Origin of the sequence: Marinifilum sp. D737, from assembly GCF_026672275.1 — a bacterium.
Classification (GTDB): domain Bacteria; phylum Bacteroidota; class Bacteroidia; order Bacteroidales; family Marinifilaceae; genus Marinifilum.
Genome location: NZ_JANQCD010000018.1, coordinates 23,499 through 36,193, shown reverse-complemented (window position 1 = coordinate 36,193; position 12,695 = coordinate 23,499). Strand labels below are relative to the sequence as shown.

Annotated in this window: 11 protein-coding genes; 5 read left to right on the top strand and 6 right to left on the bottom strand. The window is 37.1% G+C overall.

The window, feature by feature from the left end:
* Window positions 1–49: 49 nt before the first annotated feature.
* On the bottom strand, window positions 50–772 hold the full coding sequence (locus tag NQ163_RS11980; RefSeq protein ID WP_268190554.1) for a head GIN domain-containing protein: 723 nt from the start codon (window positions 770–772) through the stop codon (window positions 50–52).
* A gap of 201 nt (window positions 773–973) precedes the next feature.
* Here NQ163_RS11980 and NQ163_RS11975 point away from each other — a divergent pair, with 201 nt between their 5' ends.
* Window positions 974–1,393 carry an acyl-CoA thioesterase gene (locus NQ163_RS11975; protein ID WP_268190553.1) on the top strand — a complete coding sequence of 140 codons (420 nt, stop codon included), beginning with the start codon at window positions 974–976 and terminating at the stop codon, window positions 1,391–1,393.
* Window positions 1,394–1,503: 110 nt separating this feature from the next.
* Here the strand turns inward: NQ163_RS11975 and rimM are convergent, their stop codons facing one another.
* Window positions 1,504–2,043: a ribosome maturation factor RimM gene (rimM, locus tag NQ163_RS11970; RefSeq protein ID WP_268190552.1), complete on the bottom strand. Its 540-nt coding sequence runs from the start codon at window positions 2,041–2,043 to the stop codon at window positions 1,504–1,506.
* Window positions 2,044–2,053: 10 nt separating this feature from the next.
* Complete coding sequence (locus NQ163_RS11965) at window positions 2,054–2,590, bottom strand: 30S ribosomal protein S16 (RefSeq protein ID WP_120238333.1); 537 nt, start codon at window positions 2,588–2,590, stop codon at window positions 2,054–2,056.
* A gap of 577 nt (window positions 2,591–3,167) precedes the next feature.
* Here NQ163_RS11965 and dnaE point away from each other — a divergent pair.
* The 4 genes from dnaE to NQ163_RS11945 all read left to right on the top strand — a co-directional run bounded on the left by dnaE (window position 3,168) and on the right by NQ163_RS11945 (window position 9,725).
* Window positions 3,168–7,547 carry a DNA polymerase III subunit alpha gene (gene dnaE / locus NQ163_RS11960; protein WP_268190551.1) on the top strand — a complete coding sequence of 1,460 codons (4,380 nt, stop codon included), beginning with the start codon at window positions 3,168–3,170 and terminating at the stop codon, window positions 7,545–7,547.
* 49 nt (window positions 7,548–7,596) lie between these two features.
* On the top strand, window positions 7,597–7,914 hold the full coding sequence (trxA, locus tag NQ163_RS11955; protein ID WP_054716587.1) for a thioredoxin: 318 nt from the start codon (window positions 7,597–7,599) through the stop codon (window positions 7,912–7,914).
* Between the two features lie 66 nt (window positions 7,915–7,980).
* Complete coding sequence (locus NQ163_RS11950) at window positions 7,981–8,904, top strand: DUF58 domain-containing protein (RefSeq protein ID WP_268190550.1); 924 nt, start codon at window positions 7,981–7,983, stop codon at window positions 8,902–8,904.
* A gap of 101 nt (window positions 8,905–9,005) precedes the next feature.
* The gene (locus NQ163_RS11945) at window positions 9,006–9,725 is read left to right on the top strand and encodes a toxin-antitoxin system YwqK family antitoxin (RefSeq protein ID WP_268190549.1); all 720 of its coding nucleotides are present in this window, start codon (window positions 9,006–9,008) and stop codon (window positions 9,723–9,725) included.
* Window position 9,726: 1 nt separating this feature from the next.
* On the opposite strand, the gene NQ163_RS11940 is transcribed toward NQ163_RS11945, so the two are convergent.
* The 3 genes from NQ163_RS11940 to NQ163_RS11930 form a co-directional block, all read right to left on the bottom strand.
* A complete protein-coding gene (locus NQ163_RS11940; protein ID WP_268190548.1) occupies window positions 9,727–10,587 on the bottom strand; it encodes an endonuclease/exonuclease/phosphatase family protein in 861 nt (286 codons plus the stop codon).
* A gap of 221 nt (window positions 10,588–10,808) precedes the next feature.
* Window positions 10,809–11,741, bottom strand: a complete 933-nt coding sequence (locus NQ163_RS11935; RefSeq protein WP_268190547.1) for a rhomboid family intramembrane serine protease — start codon at window positions 11,739–11,741, stop codon at window positions 10,809–10,811.
* Between the two features lie 55 nt (window positions 11,742–11,796).
* A complete protein-coding gene (locus NQ163_RS11930) occupies window positions 11,797–12,618 on the bottom strand; it encodes a rhomboid family intramembrane serine protease (protein ID WP_120238338.1) in 822 nt (273 codons plus the stop codon).
* Between the last annotated feature and the right edge of the window lie 77 nt (window positions 12,619–12,695).

Genomic DNA, 12,695 nt, shown 5'->3' with positions numbered 1-12,695 from the left:
TCCCAGCATATTAATTTCTGAGAGGTTTTGTTTTATATGTATACTTATATTATTCTCCAACCGATTTAATCGATCCTGATCCTACAGATTTACAGTTAACATCTTTAGGATTTCCTCGGTAATAAATATCACCGCTACCGGCAACTCGAGCAGTTATACTTTCCGAAGCATAAATTTTACAATCTCCGGATCCCGAAATATGAACGTCTGCAACTTTTGCTTCGAAATACCCAGCTTCAATATCACCCGATCCGCTAATGTGAATTTCAAGTTCATCTTTACATTCTCCTTTTAAACGGATATCACCTGAACCTGAAATGTGACACTCAACATTATCGGCTTTCAACTTATCGATAATAATGTTACCACTTCCGCTGATTGCATAATCAACGCTGGCAGATTCGATAGGAGTTTTTGCAATAATGTTTCCTGATCCTGAAATTCTTAGATCTTCAACATTAGGAGTTGAAATGTAAACTTCAACTTTTTTGAATGAACGAGTATTCCAATTCCATCCTCTGTTCTTTTTGCGCTTGATCTTTAAAGTTGAACCATCTACTTCAGTAATAATTTCATCCAAATCATCGGCATAAGCTTTAACTTTTACAGATGTTTTTTCATTTTGACTCACATAAACTTTGGCCGCAATTGAAAGGCTGATTGATTCGAAAGAGCTTACTTTTCGATCTTCGGTTTTTTGAGCAAAAGCAATAGTACTGCTTAATAACAAAGCAAAAATTGCAATAAGGGAAGTAATACGTTTTGATTTCATATGTTATGGTTTTAGATTATAAATCGTTTCGTACTTTTTAAAGGACGAACAACTCAGCCAAAAGTTGCACCTAACTTTTTATTTGTGGATTATCAGGTATCAAATTCGGTGATTTAAATTGCTTGAAGTACGATTCTAAATTCAACATTCATAACTCATAATTTATAATTACTTCTTACCTTCGTCCAAAATTTAATACAAATGGAATTCAGGCACATCAAGAAAATACAAGTTCGTTTTGGAGATATCGATTTAATGGGACATGCCAATAATGGCGTACAGTTAAGTTATTTGGATCTGGCCAGGATGGATTATTTTCAGCAGGTATATGGTCAGGTGATCGATTGGAATAATTCAGCTCTTGTTTTAGCACATCTCGAAATTGATTACTTGTCGTCAATTACTTTGCAGGATAAAATCGAAGTGCATACCCGAATTCATAAACTAGGCAATAAAAGCGTTGGTTTGTACCAAAATATTGTCGATTCTGTTACTGGCGAAATCAAAACTAAAACTTCACAGGTTATGGTTGGCTACAGTCAAAAACTAGGAGAAAGTATTCCTGTACCGGAAACTTTAAAAATCAGAATTCGCGAATTTGAAAAAGAAGTAGTGGGGTAACAGTAAACAGTTAGCAGTAATCGGTAAACAGTAAACAGTTAGTAGTAATCGGTTAACAATCAGGTAGAATAGGAGTCGAATAATTAACTCTAAGTACTCAAGGCACTAAACTATTCAAGGTATAAATCAAGCAAACCATCAGGAGTTTCCATTACAATGGTTTTGTTTTCTTCATCAAGGTCGATGAAGTTTTCGTCGGCAAAAGGAATCATCACTTCCTCGCCATTAATTTCTACTACCATAACAATATTGCCTGCAAAATCCTGAATATCTACAATCTCACCCAGTTCACCTTTTTCTTCATCCTCGTAGGTGAATCCAATTAAAACATTAGGATCCAGTTCGTCTTGTTCTTCAATATAGTCTGGTACATCTTTCATTGGAACATAGATATCACAACCAATAAATCTTTTGGCTTTTTCTTCCGTTGCCATATCTTCCAATAAAATCCTTACACTCGAATGATTTCTCGAGTTCATCCCATTTTTAGGAATGAAAAAAGGAACCAATCCTCCATCGATATCGACGAGGATTGATTCCAATTTATTTCTTTCAAGAAGATCACCGTTTGTTTTGGCAACCAATTCACCTTTAACTCCATGAGTTTTAGTAAAGGTTCCAGCTAAATAACAATCTTCTTTTCTAAGCATGCAATTCAAATTAAGCTTCAGTTTCTTCAGCTCCTTCTTCGTTTGCAGCTTCTTCGCCTGCTTCTTCAGCTTTAGCAGCAGCTTCAGCTTCAGCAGCTTTCTTAGCGATAGCTTCTGCTCTGTCAGCGCTAATTTTAGCTTCTGCTTCTAAACGAGCTTGAGCTTCATCAGCAGCAGCTTTCGAAAGACCATCTTTCTTAGCGTTGATTTTAGCTTCTTTCTCTTGTTTCCAAGCCTGGAATTTTTCTTCTGCAGTTGCTTCATCAAAAGCACCTTTCTTAACACCATCTAACAAGTGCTTCTTCATCATTACACCTTCGTAAGATAAAATTGCTCTTGCAGTGTCGGTAGGCTGAGCACCATTACCAAGCCATGTTAAGGCTTTGTCAAAATTTAGGTCAATTGTAGCAGGATTGGTGTTTGGATTATAAGATCCAATACGCTCAATGTATCTACCATCACGTGGCGCTCTGCTATCTGCTACCACGATGTGGTAGAATGCACGTCTTTTACGACCGTGTCTTGCTAGTCTAATTTTTACTGGCATAACTCTTTAATAATAAGATTAATAATTTGCCTACATTATAGTTGTGGTATACATACCACGATTTATAAGCGCGACAAAGATACAATTTTATTTTGGTTTCGAAATAGCTTGTTTAAGAATATTTTGGATGGGTAACTTTCATTTTTAGAGCTGTTTACAGCTTGATCCCCCAACTTTGAACCATAGCTTCAAATCTTACAGCTGATATCCGGGCGTGTCCCTTCGGGTCGGGCTTTTCGTTGCAAGTCCTCGCTCGTTCCTCCCTCCGGGCTTTCCACTTCAATCCCTCACGCAGTCGAAATTGAGAGGTAAACTCTTTGTTCGGACATTTATATAATTACGAATTCGCAATTACGAATTACGAAGAATTAAATAATTGCAGTCAAAACTACGTACTTCAAAACAGCTTGCAGCTTGAGGCTGGTTGCCGAAAGCTTTATTCAATCATTGCGCTAACCCATCTGATCCGAAAGGACGTCAAAGAACTGTTTATTCTTCCAAATCACATAAATTAATTCCTTATCTTCGCATTTCGGCTCCCATTGTGAGCTTAAAATGTAAAATTCCTGATACTGAGATGTTTTTAATATTCGATACCGAAACTACAGGCTTACCCAAAAAGTGGAAAGCACCTTTAGATGATTTTGACAACTGGCCAAGAATGGTGCAGTTGGCATGGCAATGTCATGATATTGAGGGGAACTTTCTATTTGCCAAAAATCATGTAATTACACCCGATGGATATACCATTCCTGATGATGTTGTTGCAGTACATGGTATCTCAACGGAAATCGCTCACGAAAAAGGAATTCCACTTCAAGATGCCCTTCTTGATTTTATGGAGGATGTAAGAAAGTCTACATTTATCATTGGGCACAATGTTTCTTTTGATATTAACATTGTTGGTTGCGAATTGCTACGTTGCGAAATGGAAGAGCAGGAGCTTGTAAGAGCACCAAAGATCGATACCATGACGGGTAGCAAGGAGTTTTGTGATTTAAAAAGACGAGGACAACTTAAAAATCCTACGCTTACCGAACTGCATACCAAATTATTTGGCGTTCCATTTGCTGAAGCCCACAACGCGGCAGCCGATGTTGAGGCAACTTCCCGTTGTTTTCTCGAATTGATAAGAGTTGATGGATTAGGACAGGAAATTCATAGAATGTCTGCTGAGCAGGTTCAGGCATTTAAAATCAATAATCCCGATACCATTGAGTTGGTTGGAATCAAGTATGAATCTTTCAAGGTAAATACTGCTTTCGACGAAATCTCCATCGACAAGGAAGATAGAAAAAGGAAAGAAGCAGCGAAAAATATAACAATGCAGCAAGCCTTTGTTCATCTGCATGTTCATTCGCAATATTCCATACTCGATGGAGCTGCTAAAACAGCAGCAATTGCAAATAAAGCAAAAGAAGATGGAATGCCTGCTGTTGCTTTAACCGATCATGGTAGCATGTTTGGGATTAAAGAATTCCATGTAGCATGTAGCAAGGCTGGAATAAAGCCAATTATTGGCGTGGAAGCCTATGTTGCGAAACGTGGACATTTAATCAAGGAAAATAAGGTCGATGCATCCGGGAATCATCTCGTTTTGCTGGCCAAAGACTATAAAGGCTACCAAAGTCTGTTAAAGTTAACCTCTATTGCACATACCGATGGGATGTACTACAAACCGCGTATCGATAAGGAGCTGCTTGAAGAATATAGCGAGGGCTTGATTGTAAGTAGTGCTTGTCTTGGAGGAGAAGTTTCCCAGCATATCATGGCAGGTAGTATCGATAAGGCAAAAGAAACCATACTTTGGTACAAAGATGTATTTGGTGAAGATTATTACCTGGAAATTCAGCGTCATCCAAACGACGATCCTCGATTGAAAGGAGATGTCTGGGAAAATCAGGTAAGAGTAAATAAAGTAATTCGAGAGTTGGCAGCAGAATTGGGTGTTAAAGTAATTGCAACCAACGATTCTCATTTTATAAATGCAGAAGATGCAGCAGCTCATGACGTGTTGGTTTGTTTGAGTACAGGACGTGATTACGATGATCCGACTCGTATGCGTTACACCAAACAGGAGTGGTTCAAAACTACCGAAGAGATGAATGAGCTCTTTGCCGATGTACCCGAAGCACTTGCCAACACCTTGGAAATAGCAGAAAAAGTAGAAGCTTATGAGCTTGATGCCAATCCTATTATGCCTCCTTTTAATATTCCCGAGGAGTTTGGTACGGTAGAAGAATATCAAGAAAAGTTTCCTGAGGCTGCCTTAAAAGAGGAGTTTCAGGAAGAGCGATACGAGAAACTAGGTGGCTACGATAAAGTGCTGCAGATAAAACTTGAGGCTGATTACCTGAAACATCTTGCATTCGAAGGTGCGAAAGTGAGGTATGGTGAAGAGTTGGAAGATAGTGTTGTTGAACGGCTGGAGTTTGAGTTGAATACTATTAAAACCATGGGTTTCCCTGGGTATTTCTTGATCACACAGGATTTCATCAACTGGGCAAAAGACAATGGCGTAATTGTTGGTCCTGGTCGTGGTTCGGCTGCTGGTTCAGCTGTTGCGTATTGTATCTCCATTACCGATGTGGATCCAATTAAATATGATTTGCTGTTTGAGCGTTTTCTGAATCCTGATCGTATTTCGATGCCCGATGTGGATATCGACTTCGATGATGATGGACGTCAGCAAGTATTGGACTATGTTACCGATAAATACGGACATGATAAAGTAGCGCACATCTGTACTTTTGGAACAATGGCTACAAAGAGTTCCATTAAGGATGTGGCGCGTGTGCTTCGTTTGGATTTGGCTGAAGCCAATCGACTTGCCAAACTGGTTCCTGAAGCACCAAAAATGAGTTTTAAGAAGGCTTATGAAGAAGAGCCTGCACTTCTGGAAGAAAAAGATTCGCCAAATCCATTGATTGCAAGAACCATTAAGTTTGCAGAAGCATTGGAAGGATCAGTAAGACAAACCGGGGTGCATGCCTGCGGGGTTTTAATTGGAAAAAATCCGCTTGACGAGCATTTGCCGGTGATGCCAACCAAAGGCGAGGAACTGCTAACAACTCAGTACGATGGTCGTTTTGTTGAAGATATCGGATTGCTTAAAATGGACTTCCTGGGTTTGAAAACCTTATCCATTATTAAGGAGGTACTTTCCAATGTAAAACTTTCCAAAGGAATTGATGTTGATATCAACAATGTTGACCTTGAAAACGAAAAGACTTTCCAGCTATTCAGTCGTGGAGAAACAACTGCCATATTCCAGTTTGAATCCCCTGGGATGAAGAAGCATTTACGAGCATTGAAACCAAACCGTTTTGAGGATTTGGTTGCCATGAATGCCTTGTATCGTCCGGGACCAATGGAGTACATCCCTTCTTTTATCCGAAGAAAAAATGGAGAAGAGGAGATTGAATATGATCATCCAATTATGGAGGATTACCTGAAAGATACCTATGGAATTACAGTCTACCAGGAGCAGGTGATGCTCCAGTCGAGAGCGCTGGGGCAATTTACACGTGGTATGTCCGATTCCTTGCGTAAAGCGATGGGTAAAAAGATCATTGCCATGATGGATAAATTGAAGGTTGAATTTATCAATGGATGTCATGATAATCCAAAATTTATGGAAGGTGTTGGCGGTGATAATGCCAAAGCCGATAAGTTAATTGAGAAAATTTGGTCAGACTGGGAGGCGTTTGCCAAGTATGCTTTTAACAAATCTCACTCGGTTTGTTATGCTTATATTGCTTATCAAACAGGTTTCCTTAAAGCTCATTATCCGGCAGAATTTATGGCAGCCGTTCTGTCTCGTAACTTATCCGATATCACGAAAGTGACCATTTTTATGGATGAGTGTAAACGTATGGGCTTGCCAGTACTTGGGCCAGATGTAAATGAATCTTATTCAACATTTACAGTAAACAAGAATGGTGAGATTCGTTTCGGAATGGCGGGAGTAAAAGGAGTTGGAGAACAGGCCGTTCACGATATTATTGAGGAGAGAAAAAATGGACCGTTCAAGGATATTTTTGATTTTGTAGAACGTGTAAATTTAAGATCAGTAAATAAACGAACGCTTGAAAATCTTGCCATGTCGGGTGGATTTGATAGTTTCGGGTTAAAACGAAGTCAGTATTTTCAAATAGATGAAACCGATGTTACCTTTATGGAGCACTTGGTGAAGTATGGGAATAAACTTCAGGCTGAAAAGTTAAACAATCAACAAACTTTGTTTGGTGGAGTAGACGATTATGTTGTTACTCCTCCGAAAGCACCAGAATGTGCAGAGTGGGGAAAACTTGAACGCTTAAATAAAGAGAAAGAATTAATTGGTATTTACCTGTCTGCGCATCCTTTGGATGATTTTAAGACAACCATTAATAACTTTTGTAATGCTAGCTTATCGGACTTGTCTTCTGAGTTTGAAAGTTTTGCCAACAAGGATGTTAATGTAGCAGGAATGATTACTGCGATTAGAAGAGGAACAACCAAAAATGGAAATCCTTTTGCCATTGTTGGAATAGAAGATTTTTCGGATTCATATGAATTGGCATTCTTTGGTAAAGATTTTATTGAGTTTGGAAATTATTTTGTTGAAGGCCTTTCCATTTACATTAGCGGTAGAGTTCAAACTCGATCCTGGCCTAAAGATTCTACAGAGTTAGAATTTAAGGTGAAAAATATCATGATGCTTTCCGAAGTTCTTGAAAAGAAAGCAAAAGAGTTTACATTGGAAATTCCCATAACGGCACTAACAGATGAATTGGTTACCGAGATTGTGAACTGCATTGATGAGAACAAGGGAAGTATGAAACTTAACTTTGAAATTTTTGATAAAGGAAAGAAAGCTTTGAAAATGTTTTCGAGGAGTTATCGGGTTGAGTTAACCAATGAATTAATAGAATATTTTGAAAATAATTCGGAAATTAAATTCAAAATTAATTAAATTGCACTAGTTTTAAATAAAATACATAAACGCTAAAAAATAGATTACCATGACAATTGAAGTAAACGATTCTAATTTTGAAGAAGTTGTTTTGAAATCAGATAAGCCAGTATTGGTGGACTTTTGGGCAGAATGGTGTGGTCCATGTAGAATGGTTGGTCCAATTGTAGACGAATTGGCAACTGATTACGATGGAAAAATCGTAGTAACCAAATTGGATGTTGACAGCAGTCCTGCAACTTCAGCTAAATTTGGGATCCGTAATATTCCTACGGTTCTTTTCTTTAAGGGAGGAGAAGTTGTTGATAAGCAAGTTGGAGCAGTTCCAAAATCAAGCTTGGCAGAAAAAATTGATGCTCTATTGTAATAAGAGTATAAAAATATTCAGGGCATAGAGGTTTATCTATGCCCTTTTTTTATCTGAAAAATTAAAATGGTAAAGCAATTATCTGACCTGATACAGTTCGAACAATTCGATAATTTGGAATTATTGGCACATCAAATTGTCGAGGGATTTCTTATTGGTTTGCATCGTAGTCCTTACCATGGTTTTTCTGTTGAATTTGCCGAGCATCGTTTGTATAACAAAGGAGAATCAACCAAGCATATTGATTGGAAACTGTATGCCCGTAGCGATAAAATGTTCGTCAAACAATTCGAAGAAGAAACCAATCTCCGAGCTCATATTGTTATGGATACATCATCATCGATGTTGTTCCCATATAAAAACAAGTATCAAAGCAAATTAGGGTATTCTGTTTTGTGTGCTGCAGCCTTAATTCACTTGTTAAGAAAGCAGCGTGACGCTGTGGGGCTTTGTACCTTTTCGGATAAAATAGATCTTTTAACTCCATCTAAACTATCTCTTACTCATGCTCAATTAATGTATTCTCACTTGCATAAGGTGTACAATGAAGAAGAGATAGGAAAGAATAGGGAAACCAAAATTGCAGATACCTTGCATCATTTGGCTGAAGGATTACACAAACGATCGCTGGTGATTGTTTTTTCTGATTTTACAGGAACAGAAACGCCAAAGGAAATCATGGAGTCCTTGCAACATTTACGATTCAACAAACACGAGGTAATTCTGTTTGCCGTGCGTGATCATGAATTGGAATTGGATTTTAATTTTGAGAATCGCCCTAGTCAATTTGTAGATTTGGAAACAGGTGAAAGTCTAAAACTAAACCCGACTGATATTAAGGAGATGTATCAGAAAGAGCAGCAAAAGTTCTTTACAGAATTGAATTTGTTGTGTAATCAGTTTTCTATCGATTTAATTGAAGCCGACATCCGAAAGGATTTTGCTAATGTACTGCAATCATATCTTTTGAAGAGAAAAAAGTTAATGTAGCTTATTTGTTACGGAATAATTTTTAAGTTTTCAATGTTTAATATATTTTTATTGGGAATAACTCATATTCTTTATGGGTAGCACTAACTAAGAATCTCCTGATGAAATATAAATTTATATTCCTTTTTGCTTTAATTTTATTTGCCTGCGAGCAAAAAACTGATCGTAGTTCCAAGAAAGATCAGGGTTTTGTGGAAAATGGTGTGGTGAAGAAGTACGATGAGCAAAACAGGTTATCAGCAGAGATTAGCTATCAAAATGGTGTTCGTAATGGAGTTACCCGATATTACTATTCTTCAGGAGCATTGAGTGATGAAATCATGTATGTTGATGATGAGAAGAGTGGTGTTGCTAAAAAATATCACAAAAATGGGAATATCTATAGCTTAACACCATACCTCAATGATAAAAAAGATGGGATTCAGAAAAAGTATTATGCCAATGGTAAAATTTGGGCTGAAACTCCTTACATGAGAGGCCAGCCTGGAATTGGACTCAAGGAATATAAGCGCGATGGCAGTTTGCGTGAGAGATTTCCTGAAATTGAGATTCAAAAATTGGAAAAATCAGATCGGATCATTCTGAAATTATTTCTGAGTAATTATTCGAAAAATGTGGTGTTCTATATCACAGAGTTAATGAAGGATAAATATATTCCACCTGCTGCAAAACCCTATTATGCAAAAGGGGGATCAGCCCGTTATGAATTCCTGTTGGATTCGGAGTTAAAATTGGATACTACCTTGAATATTGTAGCTAAATATCAAACCAAAGATTATAATATTCACGTTTCTACACGCGAATTGGTTTTAAAGAATTAATTTATTTCTCTACAAAATTAAGTTCTGTGATTATTGGAAAGTGATCGGAATATTTTTTCTTGATTCGCTTGTAGCTGTGGCATATCATTTTCTCATCATGCAGCACAAAATCAATTCTAAAAGAGGGAAAATCACCAGAATAAGTTGTTCCAATACCTATGCCTTTTTCTCTAAAACAGTCGATTAATCCATCTTTAATTTTGTGATAGGTATAGGATTGTGCTGTATCATTAAAATCACCACAAACAATTGTTGGATGAGGCGATTTAGCGATATGTCCCCTGATGATTTCTGCCTGCTTGGCTCTGCGGATAAAAGCATGTTGTAGGCGGAACGAAATGTCTTTAATTTCTTTTAATTCCTCTTCGTCGGCCTTAAACTCTTTTTTGTTGATGAAAGCATAATTTCTACCTCCCAATCGGTTCGATTCCAAATGAAGGTTATAAACTCTTATAATTTTACCATTCTTTTTAATATCGGCATAAATGGCATTACACCAATTGCCTTTTTCAAATTTAATTTCTCCTTTTCGCACAATTGGATACTTGGAAAAAATGGCTACTCCATTGGCCTTTTTTCCTAAAGACAAATATTTACAAGCAGTGTTTTTTTTAAGGTTGTACAGACTAAGTAATCCGTTACGTGTATTATGAAATTCCTGAAAACAATAAACATCAGCTTTGTTCTGCTTTAATAGTTCCACCATTTTATTTGGTGTTTTCTTGTCTTTGCTCCACTCGTATTTATCGAAAGCTCTAACATTGTAAGTCATTATTTTAATGGATTGCGACTTGCTTTCTTCCGAATTTGATCTGTTGATTTGAATAAAATTTTGCAGATGACCATAGCCTATTACTATCACAAGCAATGGGATTAGAAAACTCCAACGCCTTCTAAGCATCCAATAAACTGCGAAAATTATATTTGCCAACAGCAAATAAGGGTACGCTAAGCCCCAAAAGGCTGGTAACCAAAAATCCTCGGGACTAATATGGGGAGCGATGTAAGAAATAAGCAAGGAGCCTGAAAAAATCAGACTAAATGCAACCAGGGCTTTATGGAGGAAATTTTTCAATGTAGGTTTTACTTTTGATTGCTTGATTTAAATAGAATTTCTTTCTCCTCTTTGCTTAAGCTATCATATCCCGATTTAGCGATCTTATCCAGGATTCGGTTTAATTCTTCCTGGTTTACCTTCTTTGATTTGTTGTATTCTTCATCAGACATTTTTCGAGTGTTTTTATAACTCACCTTCATCTTCTTTTTGCGCTTGAATAAACCAAAAAATGAATCCATTATAGAATTAAATCCACTTGAAATATCTTTTCCTTTGCGTAATTGAGAAATAAATAACCAACCATAAAATGCTCCGCCCAAATGCGCAATATGTCCGCCAATATTTACACTTTCCGACAGGTAAAGTAAATCCATGGCAATAAAGAACAGAGCGATGAATTTTATTTTTACAGGGCCAATAAATATCAAGTGAATCATATGATTTGGTGCGTACACAACAACGGCAAAAACAACTGCCATAACGGATGCTGATGCACCTAAAGCGTAGGCAATGAATTTAGCCTCCTGTAGTGCCGGGAAAATGTTATAGGAGAATATATAAATAGCTGCTCCGGTTAATCCACCAATTAAATAAACACTTAAAAGCTTTTTCTGATCGAGATAGGTTAAGAATATTCTGCCAAACCAGAAAAACCAAAGCATATTCATTAGAATGTGCATGAATTCTGTATGCAGAAACATATAGGTGAATACCGACCAGGGTTGCCTGATTAAAGATTCAGGATAAGCAGGAACCATTAATTGGCGAACAATCACATCATCAATATCAGAGCCCGTTAGCATGCCAACGATCTGCACAAGTTTTATAACAAGAAATAAGCCCAGGTTAATGTAAATTAACTTGGTAAGATTACTTCCTTCTTTAAATGAGCTTTTGATTCCTTCCCAAATGTTCTGATTGGAATAGCTCTGATATGGATTGTTAAAGTTCATGCTCATAATCAATCTTCATTATCGATATAAACTTCCTTATTTAATTTTTATTGTACTTAATTTAATAAAAACGTTTCGAATTCTTCTGCCAATATTTTATCAGGATAAAGCCAAATATCATACCTCCCAAATGGGCAAAATGTGCAATGTTATCGGTAGGATTATTTTGAATAGCCATGTACAATTCAATAGCTCCATAGCCAATTACAAAATATTTTGCTTTAATCGGAATAGGAGGGAATATTAACATCAATTCTGTATTTGGGAATAACATACCAAAGGCCAAAAGAATTCCAAAAACAGCACCTGAAGCTCCAACGGTAGGAACATTTATGCTTCCTTCTAACATTCTTTTTGCAAGGTCGATTGCTTGACTTGTAGTATTTGCATCGTTTGGATATTCTGCCCATTGATTAATGAAGTCATGCACCCAAGGTCTTACTGGTCCAACATGTTCACGTACAAATTGAGACAGTAAATCAGGAGATGGTGTATTTACAAATGCATCTAATGCATTCTTCATCGACATGTAATCAAACCAATTTACCAAGGTGTGGAGTAATGCAGCTCCAATTCCTGTAATTAGGTAGTAAGTTAAAAATCTTTTTGGTCCCCATACACTCTCCAATACACGTCCGAACATGAATAAAGCAAACATGTTAAAAAAGATATGACCAATTCCTCCATGCATAAACATGTGGGTGATGAATTGATGCGGCCTGAAGTATTCTGACTTGAAGAAGTGTAAGGCCAAAATACGATCTATGTCAAAGCCAAATTTGCTACCAACTACAGAAGCGCCAAGAAATACGATCACATTTATGATCAAAAGATTTTTAACCACTGGAGGTAAATTCAACAGTGGAGGTCTATAGTTTGTCATTCGATATGCTTTTTAAAATTCAGTTGAAGTCTAACAATAGTCAGACCAATTTAAAATTACAGGCTTCGGTCCATAAT